Origin of the sequence: Massilia sp. Root133, from assembly GCF_001426525.1 — a bacterium.
Classification (GTDB): Bacteria; Pseudomonadota; Gammaproteobacteria; order Burkholderiales; family Burkholderiaceae_D; genus Telluria; species Telluria orientalis.
Genome location: NZ_LMEW01000031.1, coordinates 384,707 through 408,023, shown reverse-complemented (window position 1 = coordinate 408,023; position 23,317 = coordinate 384,707). Strand labels below are relative to the sequence as shown.

The following is a 23,317-nucleotide window of genomic DNA, read 5'->3' as shown; positions in this document are numbered from 1 at the left end:
ACCATGGCAACGCGCACATCGCAATTCCGCTTCCTGTGCGGCTACGTCTACATCTATTTCTTCGCCCAGGCGATGAGCATTTCGCTGCTCGCCGTCTGGCTGGGGCAGACGCTCAAGCTGTCGGGGACCGAAGCGGGCATCGTCTTCGCCGCCAACGCCTTTGCCGCGATGTGCTCGCAGCCGATCTATGGCTTCGTGTCGGACCGCGTGGGCACCCGTCGCAACATACTGTGGACGGTCGCCGCGCTCGTCGCCCTGTCCGGCCTGTTCTTCCCGTTCCTCTACGCCCCGCTGCTGAAGACGAACATCCTGCTGGGTGCCGTCGTGGGCGGTCTGTACCTCGGGATCACGTTCAATGCCGGCAGCTACGCGATCGAATCGTACGTCGACCGCATCGGCCGGTGCGACGGGTTCGAATACAGCCGCGTGAGGCTGTGGGGCTCGCTCGGCTTCGCCAGCGCCGCCGCGTTCAGTGGCCGCATCTACAACGTCGACCCCGGCATCAACTTCGCGCTCGCGTCGCTGGCGGGCGGCGTGATGCTCGCGCTGCTGGCCGTCACGCGCGGCGGCCCGGCCGAACCGGGCGTGCGCGGCAAGGAAGGCGTCAAGCTCGCCGACGCATTCGCGCTGCTGCGCATGCCGGGCTTCTGGCGCTTCATGGTGTTCGTGCTGGGCGTGACGAACCTGTACCTCGTGTTCGACCAGCAGTTCTCGCGCTATTTCGCGTCGCTGTTCCCGGACCCGAAGACGGGCGTGGCGATGTTCGGCTACCTGAATTCCGCGCAAATCTTCCTGGAAGCGGGCGGCCTGTTCCTCGCGCCGCTGCTCGTGCGCCGCATCGGCGCGAAGAACGGCCTGCTGCTGGCCGGTTCCATCATGCTCGTGCGGATCGGCGGTTCCGGCCTCGCCGTCGGTCCCGTCTCGATCTCCGCGATGAAACTGCTGCACTCGGTGGAGCTGCCGATCCTCGCCGTCTCGCTGTTCCGCTACATCGCGCACCATTTCGACAACCGCCTCGCCTCGACCGTCTACATGGTCGGCGTGAGCTTCGGCCACTCGATCGGCATCTTCGCGCTGTCGTCGCTGGCCGGCATCGGGTACGACCGGATCGGTTTTTCCGCGACCTACCTGATCCTGGCGGGCCTCGGCCTCGTCTTCCTCGTCCTGTCCGCCGTGTTCCTGCTGCCGACGCCGGCGGAAACGCCTGGCGAGCAGGCCACGCCGCTCGCCGAACCTGCCAAATGATCCAACAAGGAGCAAGCATGACCCCACCCCTGAACGCGGCCGCACTGGAGCCGCTGAACACCGGCGCGCTGCCGGCCCACTGGAACCGCGGCATCGACAAGGCCGCCATCGACCGTGCGATCGCGCGCGCGCTGGAGGCGGTCGACCGCAACCTGGCGCACTTCGGCGACGCCTTCCCGATGCCGTCGTCGCAGGGCGGCGTCTACCCGGCGATGGACAACACGGAATGGACGAACGGCTTCTGGACCGGCATGTTGTGGCTGGCGTACGAGCTGACGGGCGCCGCCCGCTACCGCGACGCGGGCCTGCGCCACGTGGCGAGCTTCCACGCGCGCCAGCGCGACCGCATCAACGTCAACCACCATGACCTCGGCTTCCTGTACAGCCTCTCGTGCGTGTCCGGCTACCAGTTGACGGGCGAACCGCTCGCGGCCGAAGCGGCACTGGGCGCCGCGCGCATGCTGCTGGAGCGCTACCTGCCGGGCGCCGGCATCATCCAGGCGTGGGGGGAATTGTCCGACCCGGCCCAGCGCGGCCGCATGATCATCGACTGCAACCTGAACCTGCCGCTGCTGTACTGGGCCAGCGACTTCACGGGCGACCCCGCGTTCCGCACGGCGGCCGACAGCCACATCGAGGCGGCCGCGCGCCACATCGTGCGTCCGGACGGCTCCACGTTCCACACGTTCTTCTTCGACCCGGCCAGCGGCGCGCCGCTGCACGGCAAGACGCACCAGGGCTACGCGGACGATTCGTGCTGGGCGCGCGGCCAGGCCTGGGGCATCTCCGGCTTCCCGCTCGTCTACCGCCACAACGGCGACGGCCGCCTCGTCGACCTGGCGAAGGTGCTGGCCAACTACTACCTGAACCGCCTGCCGGCGGACGGCATCTGCTACTGGGATCTCGTGTTCACGTCCGGACCGGAGCCGCGCGACAGCTCCGGCGCCGCCATCGCCGCCTGCGGCCTGCTGGAACTGGCGCGCAACCTGCCGCTGGCCGATCCGCTGCGTCCGGCCTACGAACGCGCGGCGGCCGGCATGGTACTGACGCTCGCGGGCGATTACGCCGACACGAGCGGCACGCCGGGCGCGGGCCTGCTGAAGCACGGCGTGTACCACAAGCCGAACGGCGTCGGCGTGGACGAGGCCTGCATCTGGGGCGATTACTTCTACCTCGAGGCGCTCGTGCGGCTGACCCGCACGTGGCGCCCCTACTGGTAATCAGTCGTGGGCTTCCGTCGATTCGCGCTCGACCAGCGTAAACGGCATCAGCCGGTGCTGCGGCATGTACGACTGGCCGGCGCGGCGCGCGCGGATGTGTTCCACCAGCAGGGCGACGGCGCTGCGCGCCATTTCCGTGATCGGCTGGTGGACCGTCGTGAGCTCCGGCCACACGGTCGTCGCGACGGGCGTGTCGTCGAAGCCGCAGACGGCGATGTCGTCCGGCACCTGCAGGTGCAGCCCGTGCGCGACCGCGATGACGGCAGCCGCCATGTCGTCGTTACTGGCAAAGATCGCGGTCGGCCGCGTCGGCTGGGCCAGCAGTTCGCGCGCCGCGAGCAGGCCGGAACGGTAGGTGAACATGCCCTGCGCCACCCGCTCGGCGGGGACGTGGTGGCCCGCCTCGCGCATCGCGTCGATGAACGCCTGGTAGCGCAGCTGGGCCGGCGTGTGCTCGGGGTCGCCCTTGATGAAGCCGATGTCCGTGTGGCCCAGCGCCAGCAGGTGCTTGGTCATCGTCAGCGCGCCTTCGTAGTCGTCGATGCGCACGGCCGACATCTGCGGCGACGGCTTCGCGGTCGCGACCGCGACGGACGGAATGCCCATCTCGGCCAGCTGCTTGAGCGCGGCCTTGGAGTCGCACAGCGGCGGCGGGACGAGGATGCCGTCGGCGCCGTCCGCGATCAGGCGGTCGATCGCCTTGCGCTGGCTGCGCAGGTTGTCGCAGTTCTCGAGGATCAGGTGCGCGCCCGTCTGACTGCACTCGCCGAGGGCCCCGACGAGGAAGGCGCTGAGGAACGCGGCGCTGGGATTGCTGTACAACAGGCCGACGCGCAGTGTACCGATGCGCGCCGCGCGCGCCGCCACGTTGACCTGGTAGTTCAGTTCCTGGATGGCGCGGTTGACCTTTTCGCGCGTCTTGTCGCTGACGCTGGCGTTGCCGTTGATGACGCGCGACACGGTCATCGCGGAGACGCCGGCCTTCTGCGCGACGTCCCAGACGGTCGCACCGCCGGCCGGGCGGTCGCCCTGCTTGGTTTCACTACCCATTGAATTATTGTCCTGTAGTCTGATGGCCTGGCATTGTTATCGATTTCATTCCCGGCACACGATGTCACATGATACCGCCGTGCCAGGGGAAATGCCACTTCTGACAACGCCGCATGGCAGCCCGCTTGACGGCTCTCCATGCAGCATGGATGCCTTGATTGCACCAATTCAACAATGCTACCATGAGATCGATAACAACCCCAAGTTTCACCGAATGAAGAAGGAGACTGTCTTGCCTGCCTCTCGCCTCACCATCGCCGTGCTGCTCGCCGCCGCGGCCGTCGCGGGCTGCCGTACCGTGGCCGCGCCTGCCCAGCCGCAGGCGCCCGCGGGCCTCGCCGCCGCGCCCTGGATCGCGGATCTCGGCGACGGCCGCTACCGCAACCCCATCCTGCACGCGGATTATTCCGATCCGGACGCGATCCGCGTCGGCGACACCTTCTACATGACGGCATCCAGCTTCAACAATGCGCCCGGCCTGCCGCTGCTGGAGTCGCCGGACCTGGTGAACTGGACGCTCGTCGGCCACGCCCTGCCCCGGCTGGAACCGGCCGACGTGTTCGACCGTCCGCAATACGGCAAGGGCGTGTGGGCGCCGACGCTGCGCTGGCACGACGGCCGCTTCTGGATCTTCTACCCCGATCCGGACTACGGCGTCTACGTGACGACGGCCGAGCATTTCGCGGGCCCGTGGACGCCGCCGCGGCTGCTGCTGGCCGGGCGCGGCATCATCGATCCCGCGCCGCTGTGGGACGACGACGGCAAGGCGTACCTGGTGCACGCCTGGGCGAAGAGCCGCTCCGGCATCAACAACGTGCTGACCTTGCGCCGCATGGACCCGCAGGCGACGCGCCTGCTGGACGACGGCGGCAAGATCATCATCGACGGCGGCCGCTATCCCGGCTACCACACGGTCGAGGGGCCGAAGCTGTACAAGGCGAACGGCTATTACTACGTGTTCGCCCCCGCCGGCGGCGTCGAGATGGGCTGGCAGGCCGTGTTCCGTTCGCGCTCGATCGACGGCCCGTACGAAGCGCGCCGCGTGATGGACCAGGGCGACACCCCGATCAACGGGCCGCACCAGGGCGCGTGGGTGGATGCCCCGGACGGCAAGGACTGGTTCGTGCACTTCCAGGACAAGGGGGCGTATGGCCGCGTCGTCCACCTGCAGCCGATGCGCTGGCAGGACGGCTGGCCGGTCATCGGCGCACCGGGCCGCACCCCGGGCGTCGGCGAACCCGTGAACACGTACGCGAAACCGGTGCAAGGCTTCGGCCCGGCAGCGCCGGCGACGAGCGATGCGTTTAACGGCCCTGCCCTCGGCCTGCAATGGCAATGGGGCGCGAATCCGGCGCCCGGCTGGTACTCGCTGACGGACAACCCCGGCCACCTGCGCCTCGCCACGCAGGTGGTGCCGGAAGCCGACGGCTTCGTGCGCGCCGCGGGCGCGATCCTCACGCAGAAGGTGCCCGCGTCACGCTTCGTCGTGGAGACCCGCGTGCGCCTCAAGGGTGCCGTCGACGGCGACCGGGCAGGCCTGATCGTCAACGCCATGCAGTATGGCTGGGTGGGCCTGCGCCGCAGCGGCGGGAAGACGGAACTCGTGCGCACCGTGTGCGGACCGTTCGGACCGCGCTGCCGCGAGGAGTCCACCGTCGTGCTGCCGGACGCGCCGGACGAGGTGGTCCTGCGCATGTCGATGTACGAAACGGCGTTCGTCGGCTTTTCGTACAGCGTGGACGGCCGCGCGTTCAAGCCGGCCGGCGACCCGTTCCCGGTTACGCGCGGCACGTGGGTGGGCGCGCAGGTGGGCCTGTTCAGCGTCGGTGCGCGGGCGCGCACGCAGCCGTCGTACCTCGAAGCCGATTATTTCGACGTGACGGCGCCGGGGGTCGGGCCGTACTGACCGGCTGCGTTCAGGCGCCAGTACACGGCATAGCGTTGGTGGTGCAGGTCGAACAGCGGCCGGACGACGATGCCGTTGGCCGGACCTGCATCCTTGAACCTGAACGCGGACGGATCACCGGGGACCGGCGCGAGCCAGTCGGCGGGATTGCCGGACTTGCCGACGATATCGGGAACCGGCACGGCCGCGATCTTCAGCCAGGCATCCTTGTCGCCCACGTCGCTGGCCGGCATGCCCTGCCTGCCAAGTTCTCCGGCCAGCAAGACCGGGCCATGGAACAGGGAGACCGTCGAGGCGTCGTCCATGGCCTGCTCCAGCCGCAACCCGGCCGGCAGCGTCAGGTCGATCACGTCGCCGGCCCGCCATTGCCGCCGCAACGCGATATAGGTCGAGGGCTGCGCGTCCACGGGTTGCGGCTTGCCGTTGATCCTGAGCGTCACCCGTCCGGCGACCCATGCGGGAACGCGCAGATTGAGCGTGACGGCGCGGGCGCCCGGCTTCACCACCGTCAGGCGCACCGGGTCGCCGCGCGTGATGTCCCCTTGCTGCCGCAACACGATCCCGGCTCGCCGCCAACTGAGCTCGGACGGGATGTACAGGTTCACCCAGAGCGCATCGTCCTTGTGGAAGTAGATGCCTTCGTTGTAGCGCGCGGTGTTTTCGATACCGGAGCCGGTACAGCAATAGCTGCCGTTGAGATAGGTGCGGAAGTCCCCATGGAACGGCGTGAAATACGTCATCGCACCGGAATCCGGCGCCACCGACGCCAGCACGTGGTTGTACAGCGCACGCTCGTAGTAGTCGGCAAGGTCCGCACGACGATCGCGCTCGAACAGTCTCGCGGTCAGCTTGAGCATGTTGTGGGTATTGCAGGTTTCGGCGGTCGTCGGCGGCAATACCTTCCCGCTGTCGATCGACGGGCCGGCCTCCACGCCGGGTTGATCGAACCATTCGTTCACCGACGTGCCGCCGTTGGCGAACGCATGCCTGTGCACGACCAGCCGCCAGAAGTTCTCGGACGCCTTCAGTTCCAGCGCGTTGCCATCGACGTTCGCGGCGTTGGCCAGGCCCACCACCTGCGCGATGTGCGTATTGGCGTGCAGGCCCCCCAACCGGTCCTCGCCGTCGGCAAGCGGGCCGACGAACCAGGCGCGATGGAACATGCGGGCGGTGTCGAGGTGCCGGGGATTCTTGTCGATCTTGTAGAGCTCCGTCAGGACGTCACTCATCGCACCGAATTCGTTTTGCGGATTGCGGCTGCCGTCCGTGCGGAATATCCGCTCGACCTGGCCGGCATCGAGCCGCGCGAGCCGTTTGCCGAAGTAGTCGGCCATCCGGGTGGCCACGTCGAGGGCCTGCTGGTTGCCGACGTAGGCATGGGCGTCGAGGAGGCCCGACATGATCTTCTGGATCGTGTAATAAGGCACCCCGATGCCCCCGGCGTCGGCCCCGGGCTTGCCTTCGAGCTGGTCGAAGGCGGCCGTGGAAAACGCGGCCAGGTAGCCATCCTGATTCAGGCTCTTCTGGCATGCCGCGAGCTCGGCCACGAGGTAGTTGACGCGGTCGCGAAACCGCAGGCTTCCGGTTGCCGCCGCCATGCGCGACGCGGCGGACAGATAGTGCCCTGTCATGTGCCCACGCAGGAATTCACTGTCCCAGCCGTCGTAGCCCTTCTCGATGCCCGCTTTCTGGGGAAGTTTCGCCAACGCGCGGTAGTGGTAAAGCAGTTTGTCGGGATCGTAGGACGCGAGCACCCCCGTGCGATGCAGCTCCTGCCGGACGTGGAACGGGCTTCCCGGCAGCAGGCGCACCTGGTCGGCCAGGAAGGCACGCGCCGCGTCGACCGGCACGGGCGGCGCAAGCTGGCCGAGGTCGCGGGCGACGCCATGCGCCGGGAACGCCGCGAGGGTGGCTTTGAGCATCGAACGGCGGGTGAAGGACATCGAAAAGCCTTTCGTAAAAAAACCGCCGCCGGCAAACACCGGCGGCGGTCGAAAGCGGGCACGCGGCCCGCGACGAGAGAGAAGATTACAGGTTGCCGAACTTGTAGCGCAAGCTGAAACCGAAGAAGCGGCCGTTCTCGTAGTGCTGGCGTTCGATGCCGCTCTCGTTCCCAAGGCCGCCGACGTTACGATTGAGCGTCTTGTTGGTGATGTTCGACGCGATCAGCGACAGCGCCAGGTTGTCGGTCAGCTGGTAGTTGAACGAGCCGTCCAGGATACCGTAGGCATCGATGTAGCGGCCGTCGATCGGGTTCGGCGAGAAGCCGAACAGCACCGACGGCGAACGCCACGTGTAGACCAGGCGCGCGGACGCCTTGTTGTCTTCGTACAGGGCGCTCACGCTGTAGCTGTTCTTCGAGGCGAACGGCTGCGGCGTCGAGATGATGTTCGGCGCGGCCTTCGTGCCCACGTTGAACGGGTTGTCCGTCTTCACGTAGGTGTACGAACCGGCCACGCCGAAATTCTTCAGGATGCCGGGGGCGCTGTCGAAGAAGTACTGGCCCGACAGCTCGACGCCGCGCGCATAGCCCTTCTCGGAGTTCAGGGTCTTCGACACCAGGTACTGGCCGCCCGAGCAGCCGTTCGCGACCGCGCCGTTGTAGGCCGGCGCCAGCGCGAGGGACTCGCAGTTCTGGACGTCGTTGAAGAAGCCGTTGATCTCCTTGTCGAACACGCCCGCTGCCAGGTAGTTCGTCTTGCTGAAGTAGCGCTCCAGCGAGAAGTCGAAGCTGTTCGCGGTCAGCGGGTGCAGTTCCGGGTTGCCGACCGACGCCGTGCCCTGCGTCGAGTTGTAGGTGACGTACGGGTTGAGCTGGTCGAGGCCCGGACGCGTCATGCCGCGGCCATAGCCGAAGCGCGCCAGGAAATCCTTCGCCAGGTCGTACGTCAGGTTGAACGACGGCAGCGCGTTCGTGTACGACGTCGTGCGGCTGTAGGGGCCGATCACGCCGCTCGCATTCGGCACCTGCGCCACGAATTCGCCGTTGGTTCGCACCACGCGCACGCCGGCATTACCCTTGAGCCGGTCGTCCAGCAGCGAGAATTCGCCCACCAGGTAGATCGCCTTGGTCTTCTCGTTCGTGTAGCGGCGCGCGAGGACCTGTTCCGCCAGGCCGTTCTCCGGGAGGATGCCCGCCTTCGGGAAGGCGCCGCTGACCTGGTTGCCCAGCAGCTGGTCGGGGTTGTACACGGCGTAGCCGCCCGAATAGCCGGCCAGGCCGTCCATGAAGTTGGTGGGCGACGACTGCACATGACCGCCGGTCGCGGCCGAGATGCCGTTGCTGCCGTCCGCGGCGAGGGGAAGTCCGTCGGTCGTGAGCGGACGGCCACTGAAGGCGAAGTTGTTGAAGCTGCTCGACTGGCGCGCGGCACGGGTGCCGAACTTGATGCGGCTGAAGAACCAGCCATCGTCCAGCGAATACGTACCGTCCAGGGCCACGGCGCCGCCGGTGTCGTGGAAGCTCTGGTGCGTGCCGTTGCTGTAGGCCTGGTACATGAAGTTGGCCGGGTTGGACAGGTCCGGGCCGGTGAACGTCGTCTGGTGCGGGGCGCCGTCGGCCATGCGGTTGACGGTCCAGTACAGGCCCGGGTTGGACAGCAGGGTCACGGCGCGGTTGTCCTGGGTCTGGTCGGCCTTGATGAAGTTGATGTCCGCCTTCAGGAACAGGGCCGGCGTCGGGTGCCATTCCGCACCGGTCGCCGCGATCCACGTCGTGTACGGACGGTGCTCGTCGCCGCCGGTCGTCGTCATCCTCGTGTTCAGGAAGTTCCCGCTCAGGAAGCGCTTGGTGGCGAGGACGTCGTTGCTGCCGCCATTGAGGTTGCCGTTGGCGAACTGTTCGGTCAGGCTGAACGGCGCCGTCTGCAGGTTCTGCACGTTGTTCGCCTGCGTATTGATGTCCGACGAGTTCAGGCCGCGGTAATTCTGGTGATACAGGTAGTAGGTGTAGTTGCCGTCGACGTAGAAACGCAGGGTGTTGTCGACGCGCCAGTCGGCAGCCAGGTTCAGGCCGCGGCGGGTGCGCATGATCGTTTCCTGGAACACGTTATTGGTGAGTGCGGGCGCCGCCATGACGTTGCCGATCTGCTCCTGGGTCAGGCCCGCCAGGTTCGGCATGTAGGCGCCGGCAGTCGTCGATGTCGGCAGCGTGGGCACGCTCGCCAGGTAAGAGACGTCGGTGCGGCCGACGTACTGCGACATCGGCCTGGACGGGTCGTTCGCCGCGTTGGCGGCCGCCAGGGTCGCGTATTCGGCGCTGTCGGCGCGGACCGCGCGTTTGTAGTTGGCGCCGCCGTTGGCCGGGTTGTTGTCCGAACGGCCCGTGCTCTGCTGGAACACGGCTGCCGCCATCACGCCGATGCGCCCGCCGCCCTGCAGGTTCCAGCGGTTGGCGATCATGCCGAACAATTCCGGGTTGCCCTTCTTCGCGAGGTCGTTGTAGCGGCCGCCGATGTTCAGTGCGCCCGTCAGGCCCTTGAAGTCGCTCGGATTGCGGGTGCGGATGTTGACCAGGCCGCCGATGGCGCCCTCGATGTGTTCGGCCGACGGGTTTTTGTACACGTCGATGCCGGCGACCATGCCCGGAATCGCGCCTTCCAGGTTGAATTCGCGGCTGCCGGCCGTGAAGTAGGCGCGGCCGTTCACTTCCGACGCCGTCTGGCCGGACAGGCCGCGGATCGTCACGCCGGAGCCGGTGCCCACGGGCGAAGCGCCCTCGCCGCCGTAGCGGTAGCCCTGCACGCCGGGAATGCGCGTCATGGTCTCCGTGACGTTCGGGTCCGGCAGCTTGCCGATGTCGTCGGCGCTGATCGAGTCGACGACCTCCATCGAGTCGCGCTTGATCGCCAGCGACGATTGCGCACTGGCGCGGATGCCCGTCACGACGACCGTGTTGGCGTCCGCCTGCTGCGCCCAGGCGTGGCCCGCGAAGGCTTGGGCGAGCGCCACGGCGACGACCGACATCGTCGGTCCGAGATTGCGGTGATTCTGCTTCATTTGGTTCTCCTCTGTAATCCGATTTGGCATGGGTTTTTTCCCGGCTCTGTGTGGCCGACGTTTTAGGTATCGATAACAAATCTAGGTTGAATTATAGGCCGCGTCCTTCCTCGTGGTAGTTCCTTTGCGAAATATCATTATTGATGTGGTATCTACGCGACGCCGGCACCTTGACGGGCCGCCGGCATCGTGATCCGGGACGCGAATGTCCCGGTTATCGATCACCTGTCCGCCACCCGCTTGGCACGCACGGGGGCGAGCACGAAGCGATAGCTGGCGGGTGCGAGCGGGATGCGGTACTTCACGTGCGGCCGCCCGTCCAGGCTCCAGCCGGTGTCGCCGCCCACGCCCGCCTGGGCCAGGTCGATGAGCACCGAGCCGTCGCCATGCGGCGCGATCTCGGAACTCTTCCACGTGCCGCGCGGCCGCAGGTACAGGTCTTCGTACGGGAAGGCCAGCGCATTGAACGCGCCCGGCGCATCGAAGTCCACGCGGATGCCGGTGCCGGCGCCGTCCTGCAGCTGGAACCAGCGCGCGTCTGTCTTGTTGCCGCTTTCCTGCGGGCGGATATAACCGTGGTACTGGTCCGCCACCTTGCCCGCGTACTGGCCCAGTGCGGATCCCGTCTTGCGGTCCGCATACGATTCGTACGGACCACGGCCGTACCATGACAGCGCATCGAGCGCCGGGAGGCTGTCGAAGCGCAGGCCCAGGCGCAGTGGATCCGGCAGGTCGTCACGCAGCGGCGTGAAGCTGGCCTGCACGTCGACGCTGCCGTCGGCGCGCATCCGGTAGACGTTTTCCCAGTGCGCCGCGCCGGCGCCGAAGCTGAACAGCACGCGCACTCCGTCGCCCGTCACGGTCACGTCGCGCACCTTGCGCTGGTCGGTGAACGTCCGCCACACCCAGTGGCTCTTGTCCACGCCGGAACCCTCGTCATTGTCCGTCAGGCCGCGCCAGAAATTCGGCGAACCGCCCTTCAGGACCGTGCGGCCGGCCACCGTGTAGGTCACGAGGCCGGTGTCCGGTGCGACGCGCAGTACGGCGTCGGCGGCGCGCAGCTCCACCGCGCCGTCCGTGCGGACAGGCGCCACGGCGGCCAGCTGTTTCTGCGCGGCGCGCGGCGACGCCAGCACGAACTGCGACCAGCCGACGACGGCGCCCTGCTCCACGCCCGGCAGCGCCGCACGGGTCTTCGCCCGCACGGTCAGTACACGCTCGCCTCCGGGTGCGACATCGGGCAATGCCAGCGCCAGTTTCTGGCGGGCGCCGGCCGGCGTGGCCGCATCGGCCAGCGTGCCGCGGGCGACGACGACGCCGTCGCGCGCCAGTTCCCAGTCGAACGCGAGATGCGACAGGTCGCGGAAATCGTAGCGGTTCACGACCTCGACGCTGCCTGCCGCCGGGTCGCCTTCGAAGACGACGGGCGAATAGACCTTCTGCAGTTCGTAGTATTCCGGATCCGGCGTGCGGTCCGAGCGCACGACGCCGTCGCCGACCACGCTGTTGTCGCCCCGCTCCGGGTTCAGGTCGAAGCCGGACGCCCAGTAGGTACGGCCCTTGTCGTCCTTCGCGATGACGCTCTGGTCGACCCAGTCCCACACGAAGCCGCCCTGCAGCTTGCGGTGCGCGCGGATGACCTGCCAGTAGTCCTCCAGGTTGCCCAGCGAATTGCCCATCGCGTGGGCGTACTCGCACTGGATCATCGGCTGGCGGAAGTTCGGGTCGAGCGCGTAGTCGGCCATCTTCTCGATGTCGTCATACATGGGCGCGTAGATGTCGACGTAGGCGTTCGGCAGATGTTCCTCGCCGATGGTGCCGTGGCCCAGGTAGCTGATCAGGCGCGTCGGATCGTTCTTGCGGATCCACGCGGCCGCGTTCTCGAAGTTCGGCCCCGTGCCGGCCTCGTTCCCCAGCGACCAGAAGATGACCGACGGCGAATTCTTGTCGCGTTCCACCATGCGCGAGATGCGGTCCAGGTGGGCGATACGCCAGTGCGGCTTGTAACCCAGCTGGATCGCGGCGCGCTTCTGCGGGTCGCCCGCCTGGTCGCCCTTCTCCATGTAGCCGTGCGACTCGAGGTCCGCCTCGTCCATGATGTACAGGCCGTATTCGTCGGCCAGGTCGTACCAGCGCGGATCGTTCGGATAATGCGACGCGCGCACGGCGTTCACATTGGCCCGCTTCATCAGCTCGATGTCCTTGCGCATCGACGCCATCGACATCACGCGGTAGGTATGGGGGTCGTGCTCGTGCCGGTTGACGCCCTTGATCATCACCCGCTTGCCGTTCACGCGCACTTCGCCGTCGGCGATCTCCACCGTGCGGAAGCCGATGCGGCGCGACGTCGCCGAGACCAGCCGGCCCTGCGCATCCGTCACCTCCACGAGCAGCGTGTACAGGTTCGGCGTCTCGGCCGACCAGGGTTTCACGGCGGGGATCGCTCCGGCCAGCACCGCCTTGCGGTCCGCACCCGGCGTGCCTTTCACGCGCAGCACTTCGCGCGTGCCGTCCAGCACCCGCGCCTCCACGTCCACCGTGGCCGGCGCGCCCGCCATCTCGGCGACGAGTTCGAAGCGGCCGTCGCGATAATTCGACTTGTCCAGCCCCGCGGTCACGCGGTAGTCGCGCAGCCGCGTCTTCGGTTCGGCATACACGTACACGCTGCGTTCGATGCCGTTGACGCGCCAGAAGTCCTGGTCTTCCAGGTACGAGCCGTCCGCCCAGCGATACAGCTCGATGGCGATCGTGTTGCGGCCCGGGTGCACGTAGCGGGTCAGGTCGAATTCGGAAGGCAGCTTGGAATCCTCGGAATAGCCGACCTTCTGGCCGTTCACCCACACATAATAGGCGGCGCCCGCGGCGCCGATCTGCAGGAACACGTCGCGGCCGTTCCACGCGGCCGGCACGTCGAACTCGCGGCGGTACGAGCCGACTTCGTTCAGGTCATGCGGAATGAACGGCTCGTTGGCGGGGAACGGATAGCGAATGTTCGTGAAGATCGGCTTGCCGTAGCCTTGCGTCTGCAGCATGCCGGGAACCTGGATCCGCCCCCACTTGCTGACGTCGTACGACAGCTTGTAGAAATCCTTCGGGCGGGTTTCCGGGGTCGTCGAGTACGCGAAGGACCACGTGCCGTCGAGCGAGACGTAGTACTGCGACGCGGCCTTGTCGCCGGCCAGCGCTTTCTCGCGCGATTCGAAATTGAAGAACGTCGCCTTCATCGGCTCGCGGTTGACCGCGACCACTTCCGGCTGCTCCCACTCGGCCGGTTTCGGCTGCGCGGCCAGCGCCGGCAAGGCCGCCGTCGCCAGCAGCACGGCCGCGATGATGTTCGTGGATTCCATGTCTCTCCTCTGTCGTTATCGTTATCGTTATCGTTATCGTTATGGTTGCTGTGTCAGCGGAAGCGCAGGCCGTCGACGAAGCCGTTCACTTCCAGCAGTCCTGCCTCGGGCGCCGTGAGCCGCTTGCCGCCCACGGTCACGTTCTCGATCGTCACATTCTTCACCGTGCGCGTGGCGTCGCGACCCGTGATGGCGGACGCGCTCGGCGCGCCCTTGCCCGTGTAGTGGATGTTGCGCAAGGTGACATTCTCGATGCCCAGTCCGGGGCTCGTGTTGTACTTGGCCGTGTACGCGATCTTCAGGTTGAAGAGCTTCCCTTCCTCGATGCGGTCGACGCGGATGTCCTCGAACACGACGTCGCGCACCAGGTTGTCATCGCCCGCCATGATCCCCAGCGCGCCCTCGTATTCCGGGTCGTCCTCGTCGTGATCGAGGATGTCGATGTTCGAGAAGCGCAGGCGCTCCAGCACCTCGCTCTGCGGATGCGCCGGGGTCGGCGTATTGCCGTGGATGCCGATCATGATCGCGTGGGCGATGTCGGCCCACAGGGTCGTGTCCCGGACCTGCACGTCGCGCGTATTGCCCCAGATGTCCCAGCGGTGGTTGTAGAACGTCAGGCAGTCGTCCGACGTGCGCACGAAGCTGTCCGCGATCGTCACGCGCTCGCACGCGAAGTGGCCGATGCCGTCCGACCACTGGCCGGCGCCGATGGTGCGGATGCTCGTCTCGACGAGGTCCTGCGACATGATGCAGCGCATCGTGCCGTGCGGCTGATTGATGGCGATCGGGCCGTCGATCCCGATGTTGCGCGAATTCCGGATGGTCGTCACGTCGGTGCCGTCGAACAGGCCGTCGCTGAACACTTGCACGTCCTCGACGCCGTCGATCACGAGCGGGCTTTTCAGGACCGCGGCGCCGTGGATGTACACCTTCGTGTGCGAGCGCAGCCGGAAGTCGCCCTTGTGGATGCCCGGTCCGAAGAACACGACGGGCTGCGTGAAATCGGGCGCGGTGCCCGTGCCGATGTCGTTCGAGGCCAGGTTCGCCGGCACGGCCGGCATGTCGGCGCGGATCGCGTGCGTGAACACGTGCAGGTTGTGCAGGCGATCGTCGTCGAACTCCACGCTCAGGTTCTCAGGCCGACGCAGCGTGAAATACACGACGCCGTCGCGCACGAGCGGCTTGACGCCCTTCGCGTCCGGCCGCACCGCCACTTTCGAAAACGCGCCGTTGTTCTTCTGGACCGCCACTTCCACCGCGCCGTCGAAGTTGAAGTAGACCATCGAGGCGTCCTGCGGCTTGTCCAGGTCGACCTTCACGTTGTACTCGTACAGGTCCTGCCACTGCCCGCCGGGCGCGCGCACGCGCACCGTGTAGTCGTCGTTGTGGTGGGTGTAGCGGATGGGATTCGGGAACGGGTGCACCTGCAGCCGGTTCTCGATGGCCTGGGCGGCATCGGCCGCGAGGCATCCCAGCAGGACGGCAAGCGGCGCGGCGCAGCGGCGCGCGAACGCACGTAACGTGAACAACGGATCGTCTCCTTTGCCCGTGGTGCGGTTCACGCCGCCGGGCTTGTCGTTTGATTTTGGTATCGATAACTCGGCCAGTTATAACACATCTGGAAACGATGTCAAGAACTCTCCGGATTCCCGGATCCCGGCCTACGCTGCCGCACATCTTAACGGTGGCGGTGGCGCCGCAGGCATGCCTTTTTTATCGAAATCGATATGTTTTGGACATGGCAGCGCGGTTGATCAAGATCGCGGTTAACGATAACAAAATAGATGCATACGTGCTAGCATCGGCGCGGCAGTACGGCAGCACCTTCGATCGCAGTTCAACATTCGCCTGCATGGCATGGAGACTACCAATGAAAAAAATGGAACCGAACGACTGCAAAGCCCCCGCCCTGACATCCGCACTGACCCCGGCCGAAGCCCCCGACGCGGTCTCGCGCACCCTGTTGGGACGCCGCGACTTCCTGATGGGCCTCGGCGCCCTCGCGCTCGCCGGCTGCGGCGCGGGCGGCGGCGCCGACGCACCGGCCACGCGCACGCTCGCCACCGGCACGATGAGCGGCACGGGTGCCGCCACCGCCTTCGTCCATCCGGGCCTGCTGCACACGCAGGCCGACTTCGACCGCATGAAGGCGAAGTACACGACGTCGCCGTGGTCGGGCAGCTGGAACCTGCTGGTCAATAATTCGCACGCCAGCCTGTCCTACACGCCGCACCCGCAGACCATCGTGTACCGCGGCTACGACGGCGTCCATCCTGAAAACTATTCGACGCTGTTCAACGACGTGGCCGCCGCCTATGCGTGCGCCGTGCGCTGGAAGATCTCGGGCGACACCGCCTATGCTGACAAGGCCGTGCAGATCATGAATGCTTGGTCGTCCGTCCTCACCTCGATCCAGGGCACGACGGACGCCGCCCTCGCCGCCGGCATCTACGGCTACGAATTCGCCAACGCAGGCGAGATCGTGCGCACCTACACCGGCTGGGCCGCGGCGGATTTCGCCGCGTTCCAGGACATGATGAAGACCGTGTTCTATCCGGTCAACCACGACTTCCTCATCCGCCACAACAACACCGACGTCACGCATTACTGGGCCAACTGGGACCTGTGCCAGATGGCGGCTATCCTCGCCATCGGCGTGCTGTGCGACGACCAGGGCCTGTTCGACGAAGCCGTCACCTACTTCAAGTCGGGCGCGGGCAACGGCGCCGTCGCGCAGGCCGTGTACTACGTCCACCCGGGCTTCCTCGGCCAATGGCAGGAATCGGGACGCGACCAGGGCCACAACACGCTCGGCATCGCGCTGATGGGCGCGATGTGCGAGATGGCCTGGAACCAGGGCGTGGACTTGTACGGCTACGACAACAACCGCTTCCTGATGGGCGCGGAATACGTGGCCAAGGCGAACCTGATCCAGTCCGGCACGACGTATTACACGGTGCCGTACGTCCCCTACAACAACGCCGACAACGTCAACCAGGCCGTCTTCTCGACGAACAGCCGGGGCAATGTACGGCCCTGCTGGGCGCTGGTCTACAACCATTACGTGAACCGCAAGGGTCTCGCGGCGCCATATTCGAAGATGTTCGCCCTGCAGATCCAGCCGGAAGGCGGCGGCGGCAACTACGGCTCGACGAGCGGCGGCTACGACCAGCTGGGCTACGGCACCCTCACCTGCACGCGCGACCCCGTCGTCGCCGGCGTGCCGCCCGGCGGCCTGAAAGCGCGCACCCCGGCGGGCGGCGTAGAATTGTCGTGGTGGGGCAGCGCCTACGCGACGAGCTACAAGGTCAAGCGCGCCACGTCGACGAGCGGCCCCTGGAGCACCATCGCGAGCGGCATCACGGACCTGCTGACATACACCGACAATCCGGGCGCGGGCACCTGGTACTACGTCGTTTCCGCCATCACGCCGGCGGGCGAGACGGCTGATTCGAACCGCGCCACCGCCAAGGTCGGCAAGACGCTGCACACCTACCTGGCGTGTAACGACGGCACCGGGACGACCGTGTCCGACGCCAGCGGCCAGGGCCACGCGGGCACGCTGACGGGCAGCGGCACGTGGGGAGCCGGCAAATCGGGCAGCGCGCTGGCGCTGAACGGCAGCACGGATTACGTGAGCCTGCCCGCGAACCTCGTCACGGATCTCACCGATTTCACGGTGGCCTGCTGGGTATATTGGAACGCATCACGGAATTGGGAACGCATCTTCGACTTCGGGTCGGGCACCGGCCGCTACATGTTCCTGACGCCGCGTTCGGGCAGCGGCGTCGTGCGCTTCGCCATCACCGTCGACGGCGGCAAGGGCGAGCAGGCCGTGACGGGGACGGCCGCGCTGCCGACCGCGCAGTGGGTGCACGTGGCCGTCACGCTGTCGGGACAGCTGGCCACCCTGTACGTGAACGGCACCGCGGTCGGCAGCAACGGCGCGCAATTCCTGCCGCCGTGGCAGCTGGGCGGCACGAGCCGGAACTGGATCGGCCGCTCGCAGTATGCGGGCGACCCATATTTCAATGGCCGCATCGACGAGTTCCGCATCTACCGCGGCGCGCTGGCGGCGGCGGACATCGCCGCGCTGATCTCCGCCAGCTGACCTGCCGGTCCGTCACACCCGGCGCCGGCGCGCGAGCGCCAGCGCCGACAACCCGATCGCCGCCAGCAGATACCCCGCCGGTTCCGGCACCGCCGTCACGGCGGGATCCGTCAGCGTGCCGGCGATCGTCCCCCGCCCTTGCGCGTCCAGCGCCGGCGTCCACGTGAAATCGGCCAGCGCGCCCGTGAACGGATCATAGTGGCCGAGTGGCGCGAACGCGTCGTCGAACGCCGCCACGACGAAATGCGACACATAGCTCGTCACCGGATCGGGCGCGCCCGCGAAGGTCAGGTCGAACGACAGGGTGCCGCCGAAGTCCACGGCGTGAAACAGGTCATTCGACGTATCGTTGCGGAACAGGTAGCCGCCCGCGACGGGCGTCACGCCCCACGAATCGATGAACGCCGTGCTGTCGAAGCCCACCATGTTGCTGACCAGCGCGGTGGCCAGCGGCACGCCGCTGCTGGCGGACAGCTGCATGTCGACGTAGCCCGTGGCGGCGCCGAAGGTCGACGTGTCGATCGCGACGTGGATGGTCTCGGCCGACGCAGCGCCGGCGCCCGCCGCCAGCATCAGCGCGAGGGCGGAAACAAGGGATTTGAATCGGATGGTCATGGCTGTCCTCAGAAGTGGGGTTGGTACAGCGCCGGCACGTAGCCGATCGCGACACGGTTCGGATTGGTGAACGTCAGCGGCACGGTGAGCGTCGCGCCCGGATTCAGCGGCCCCGCGACGGCGACGTACGGCACACCGCCCGTCGTGCCGCCCGCGTTGTCGAGCGTGACGCCGCTCGTCAGGCCATTCAGCGCGAGCCACAACGGCCCCGCCAGCGCGGTCGTGCCGGTGTTCGTGACGGTCACGCCGCCCACGTACTTGCCGGTCATGCGGTTCAGGGTCGCGCCCTGCTGGGTCATCCTGACGTTCGCGCCGACGTCCACCGGCGCGACGTTCACGGCCAGCGTGTGCTGCGCCTCGGTATTGCCGGCCGCGTCGACGCTCCAGTAGGCCACCGTGTGGCTGCCGGTCGAGTTCAATGCCACCGTCGTTCCGGTCTGCTGCGCGCCGCCGTCCACCGTGTAGTACGTCGCCTTCACGCTGCCGCCCGTATCCGTGGCGGACAGCGTGACCGTCACGTTCGCCGCAGGTGTCGCGCTCGTGCTCGCGGTCGTCACGGGCGGTGTCGTGTCGGCGCCATGCAGCGAACCATGCAGGCGCACTTCGGACAGGTTGCCGTACCACGTGCCGCCGTTATAGATGCGGAGGTAGCGGTACGGCGTCGGGTCGGCGACGGGGAACGATTGCCACTCGAGCGTCGAGGCGGCCGGCGTGGTCAGCGTCGTCCACGTCGTGTTGTCGTTCGAGCCCTGGATCACGGTGCCCTTGATGCGCCCGTAATTGCTATCCTGGCGCGGCGCCAGCTCCACGCCCGTCAGGTTGACCTGGTTGCCGGCCTTGAAGTCGAAGGTCACGTACGCGCCCACGCCCGAGTTGTTGCTGCCGGTGCGGAAGTCCGAGATCGAACCGAGGTTGGCGTCGAACAGGCTCGTGACGACGGCCTGGGTGGTGGCCGCGGGCCGGTTCACCGTCGAATCGATCAGGGTGGCGACGGTCGGCACGTTGCGGATCGTGTCCGCCTCGTCCACCAGCGTCAGTGCGGTATTGTCGGTGGTCGCCGTGCTCGTGAAGCCGGGCTGACCGTTGGCCTGCGTGTAGCCGATGGCGAATTTGACCGCACCCGCCGCCACGCCCTGGGGCAGGGTCGCCGTGGCCGTGAAGTTGATGTTGTCGGTCGTCGTCACGGTGGCCGGTACGCCCTGGATCGCGACACCCACGCCGCTGATCGCCTCTTTCGCCGTGAACGTCAGCTTGACGGCATTCCCGGGCACGATGCGCGTGCGCAGCGCCTGCGCGGAACTCATCGACACGGTCGCGATCTTGTTCGACGATTCGGCGACGCCGTACAGGCGCAGTTCTTCCATGTTCCCGTACCAGCTATTGCCGTTGATGACGCGGATGTAGCGGTAAGGCTGCGGGTTCGCCACGGTCAGGGTCTGCCAGTCGGCCGTGTTCCCGGCCGCGTTGGAGAGGGTCGTCCACGCCGCGTTGTCGTTCGAGCCCTGCACGACGGTGCCGTTGATACGCGACGCGTACTGGTCCTGGCGGCCGATCACTTCCGCGCGCTGGATCGTGGCCTTGCCGCCTTCCTTGAAGTCGAACATCACCCAGCCGCCGTAGCCGCTGCCGTTGACGCGGAAGTCCGTCCCGGTGCCGAGATTGCCGTCGAACAGGGTGTTCACCGTCGCCAGCAGGTCGGTCGCGTTGCGGCCGCTGGAATCCTGCAGGCTCGTGATCGCCAGCAGGTTGCCCAGGTAGTTCGTCTGGTCCGCGATGAACAGCGACGAGCTGTCGGTCGTGAACAGCACGGGTTCCGCATCGGCGCCGGCCCCGGTCTTGTAATTCAGGGTGAACTTGACGGTGCCCGGCTGCGCGTCGCCCGGCATGACGGCGGTGGCCGTGTAGTTCACGTTGTCGGCCGTCGTCACCTGGGCCGGGACGCCCTGGATCGTCGCGGCCACGGCGTTGATCGGGGCCGTCGCCTGGAAGTTCAGCTTGACCGTATTGCCCGGCACGATGCGCTTCCTGAGCGCCTGGTCGGACCCGATCGACACGGACGACAGCAGGTTGACCGTCTCGTGGCGCGTGCCGAAGATCCGGAATTCGCCCATCTCGAACATGGAGCTCGACGGCTGGATCATCTGCACCTTGAAGAAGCGGTACTGCTGGTCCTTGAGGTCATCGCCGACGGCCAGGGTCTGCATGTCCTCCGTCACGACGGTCATGCCCGGCGTCAGGCGGACCCAGTTCTCGTTGTCGTTCGAACCGAAGGCGACGACGCCGCCGCCCCGCTCGGGGAAGGACGTACGCGCCTGGATGCCGAAGGCGGTGGCATTGACCTTGTAGCCCGGGCCGAAGTCGAAGTAATAGGTGAGGTTCTGGGCCAGGTAATAGCCGACGAACGAATCTGGCGTGCCGTCCACGGCATTCGGCACCTGCGTGCCGAACGTGGACGAGACGAACATGTTCGCGTAGTTCATGCTGCCGTCGGCGAGCAGCGGCGTCAGCTCGGAGAGTCCCTTCAACGCCGCCTGCAGCGCGCCCAGCTTCTGATAGAACTGGTCGTCGGTGGCCGTCGTCACCGCGCTGGTGGCGTCGGCGTACGCCGCGTTGTAGGCGGCGAGGCTCGGGGTCGTGTACAGCGTGTCGGGCTTGTACCCGGCCGTCACCGCGGCGACGGCGGACTGGCGGTCCGCGCCGACGACGACCTGCACGGCCTTCGACGTGACGACCGTGCCGTCGGTCGTCGTGACGATGAAGCTGTAGGTGCCGGCCTGCGTCGGCACCCACGCGAAGGCGCCCGTCTTCGTGTCGAACTGGGCGCCGGGCGGCAGGTGGTCGATCGTGTACGTCAGGACGTCGGTGGCCGTGGCGTCCGTCGCCGCGAAGCTGTACGACACGGTCGCCGTGGAGCCGGCGTTCGTGTACAGGCTCAGGTCCGCGTCGCCGCTCGTGAACACGGGCGGCGTGATCGAGGCGCCCGGGTTGACGTTGATGTGGTCGATGTCGACCGTCGTGCCGGCGCCCTTGACGGTGAGCGGCAGGTAGTCGCCCAGGCCCTGGTACTGGCCGAATGCATAGCTCAGGTAGCGCCACTGGCCCTGCGTGTCCGGCAGCAGGATGGTGTCGCCGAAAGCGTCCATCGATGCTTCGCCGTTGGTGCGCACGCGGAATGCCACGCTGCGCGTCCCGTTGCCGTAGCCGACGACGGCCAGCCGGCTGCCCGCTCCTGTGGCCGCGACGCGGATGAACGACGCGGTGTCGTCCTGCATCGCGGTCCCGAAGCCGTCGAGCGACGTGAAACGGTCTTCGACTTCGCGCACCGGATCGACGATGGGCTTGACCAGGAATTGCGTGCCCTCGCTTTCCGCCGCGGGCGGCATGAAGAGCCAGAAGTCGCCGCCGCCGTCCACGCCGTCCCAGTTGTAGACCGTGCGGTCGGCGAACATGCGGGTGTAGTTGGGCGCGCGCTGGTTCATGTCCAGTCCGCGCGTGTACTTGTAATAGTAGTACGGCTCCCACGTATTCTGCGTGAGGCGGCCCCGGTAGCCGCCCTGCAGCGTCTTGTAGACGACGGTCGGCACGCCGTTGGCGTCCGTGTGGGCTGCGGTCGGTACCCAGGGCGTGTCGTAGCCCAGCATGAAGCCGGCGAAATACTCCGTGGCGTCGAGGATGCGGTCATTCAGGAATTCGTACGGTCCCACGGCGTCCGGCGCCGCCGACGGCGTGCCGTTGACGGGGTCGATCTTCTGGTTCTGCGACATCAGCAGGCGCGCGAGGATGCTCATGTTGGTGACGTCGCCGGCGCCGTGCGCCTGGTCGCGTCCCATTTCCACGTGCTCCACCATCGGCGTCACGGCTTCGCCGGTCAGGTCGTTCTTCGTCACGAGACGGAACAGCTGCTTGATGGCCCCGTTCTGGCCCTGGTCGACGGCCGTCCGGTTGACCGTGAACCACTCGACGCCCTCGTTCCAGCGGGCCCGGTTGCCCGTGAAGATATAGCCGGACATGGACCCCAGCAGCGCGTACAGGTGCTGGTTCATGAAGTGGTCGGGGCTGTGGTTGAACGTTTCCGTGACGGGCACGATCAGGTTGTTCGTCAGGTTCACCGTGTCCTGGTCGGTCCAGGCCAGCGCCGCCGTCTGGCAAGTCGTGGTGCGCATGATGTCGGCCGCGGCCATCATCCGGCTCATGGGAATGCCCGTGTGGATGTGCGCGTCCGTGTAATACGCGTACTGGGCGGGATCCATCTGCGCCCAGATGCGGATCAGGCGCATCGCGTTGGCGCGGTAGGTCTCGTCGCCCGTCACGTAGTACAGGATGGACTGGGTGTAGGCCGACAGCGCGTCCGCGATGAATTTCGATTCCACGCCCTGGCTGTTGAACGCCACCACCGCCGGCTTCGTCGGATCGGCGCCGCTCTGGTTTTTCGATGCCACCGTCTTCGACGCCGCGCCGGACAACAGCATCATGTTGAAATAGGTGTTCCACGGCTCCTTCTGCGCCTGCACTTCCGCGCGCATGTTCTCCAGCACCTCCTTCGTGAGGCCGACGCCGGGATGCCTGAAGCCGTTCGCGTCGGTGAACTCGTCGATGGCGGGCTGGTAGCTCGTGAGGATGGTCTGGATCGTGTCGGCCGCGACGGCGTCGTGCGCGGCAGGAAGCAGGCTCGCGACGGCGAGCGACACCGCCAGCGCCGCTGCCCGCAACATGGGCGTGCGGGTACGGGATTTACGCATTGTAGTCTCCTGTTCGGTATTGTTTTCGCGGGATCCCCGACAACGTCTATGTTATCGATACCCCACGAGGAGTCTAGCATGCATAA

The 23,317-nt window shown here is 66.9% G+C and carries 11 protein-coding genes; 4 read left to right on the top strand and 7 right to left on the bottom strand.

The features are described from left to right. The first annotated feature begins 3 nt into the window (after positions 1-3). Together ASD28_RS19825 and ASD28_RS19820 are read left to right on the top strand one after the other, a co-directional pair. Positions 4-1,245, top strand: a complete 1,242-nt coding sequence (locus ASD28_RS19825; protein ID WP_056131984.1) for an oligosaccharide MFS transporter — start codon at positions 4-6, stop codon at positions 1,243-1,245. 17 nt (positions 1,246-1,262) lie between these two features. Then, complete coding sequence (locus ASD28_RS19820; RefSeq protein ID WP_082579164.1) at positions 1,263-2,465, top strand: glycoside hydrolase family 88 protein; 1,203 nt, start codon at positions 1,263-1,265, stop codon at positions 2,463-2,465. Here ASD28_RS19820 and ASD28_RS19815 read toward each other — a convergent pair whose 3' ends face one another. Then, positions 2,466-3,515, bottom strand: a complete 1,050-nt coding sequence (locus ASD28_RS19815) for a LacI family DNA-binding transcriptional regulator (protein ID WP_056131981.1) — start codon at positions 3,513-3,515, stop codon at positions 2,466-2,468. 232 nt (positions 3,516-3,747) lie between these two features. Between ASD28_RS19815 and ASD28_RS19810 the strand changes: the two genes are divergently transcribed. After that, the gene (locus tag ASD28_RS19810; protein WP_229412407.1) at positions 3,748-5,421 is read left to right on the top strand and encodes a glycoside hydrolase 43 family protein; all 1,674 of its coding nucleotides are present in this window, start codon (positions 3,748-3,750) and stop codon (positions 5,419-5,421) included. Here ASD28_RS19810 and ASD28_RS19805 read toward each other — a convergent pair. The 4 genes from ASD28_RS19805 to ASD28_RS19790 all read right to left on the bottom strand — a co-directional run bounded on the left by ASD28_RS19805 (position 5,382) and on the right by ASD28_RS19790 (position 15,295). After that, entirely contained in the window at positions 5,382-7,364 is a 1,983-nt protein-coding gene (locus ASD28_RS19805) for a beta-L-arabinofuranosidase domain-containing protein (RefSeq protein WP_156650920.1), read from the bottom strand. The two genes, ASD28_RS19810 and ASD28_RS19805, sit on opposite strands and share 40 nt — an antisense overlap. A gap of 85 nt (positions 7,365-7,449) precedes the next feature. Further along, a complete protein-coding gene (locus ASD28_RS19800) occupies positions 7,450-10,419 on the bottom strand; it encodes a TonB-dependent receptor (protein ID WP_056131974.1) in 2,970 nt (989 codons plus the stop codon). A gap of 221 nt (positions 10,420-10,640) precedes the next feature. Next, on the bottom strand, positions 10,641-13,766 hold the full coding sequence (locus tag ASD28_RS19795) for a glycoside hydrolase family 2 TIM barrel-domain containing protein (protein WP_056131971.1): 3,126 nt from the start codon (positions 13,764-13,766) through the stop codon (positions 10,641-10,643). A 53-nt stretch (positions 13,767-13,819) separates the two neighbouring features. Further along, the gene (locus tag ASD28_RS19790; RefSeq protein WP_056131968.1) at positions 13,820-15,295 is read right to left on the bottom strand and encodes a hypothetical protein; all 1,476 of its coding nucleotides are present in this window, start codon (positions 15,293-15,295) and stop codon (positions 13,820-13,822) included. 455 nt (positions 15,296-15,750) lie between these two features. Between ASD28_RS19790 and ASD28_RS19785 the strand changes: the two genes are divergently transcribed. Further along, positions 15,751-17,877 (top strand): LamG-like jellyroll fold domain-containing protein, encoded by a 2,127-nt coding sequence (locus tag ASD28_RS19785; RefSeq protein ID WP_056132531.1) that lies wholly within the window; start codon positions 15,751-15,753, stop codon positions 17,875-17,877. Between the two features lie 12 nt (positions 17,878-17,889). On the opposite strand, the gene ASD28_RS19780 is transcribed toward ASD28_RS19785, so the two are convergent. Both ASD28_RS19780 and ASD28_RS19775 read right to left on the bottom strand, forming a co-directional pair. After that, positions 17,890-18,492 carry an NF038129 family PEP-CTERM protein gene (locus ASD28_RS19780; protein WP_056131966.1) on the bottom strand — a complete coding sequence of 201 codons (603 nt, stop codon included), beginning with the start codon at positions 18,490-18,492 and terminating at the stop codon, positions 17,890-17,892. An 8-nt stretch (positions 18,493-18,500) separates the two neighbouring features. Further along, positions 18,501-23,231, bottom strand: a complete 4,731-nt coding sequence (locus ASD28_RS19775) for a discoidin domain-containing protein (RefSeq protein ID WP_082579162.1) — start codon at positions 23,229-23,231, stop codon at positions 18,501-18,503. Between the last annotated feature and the right edge of the window lie 86 nt (positions 23,232-23,317).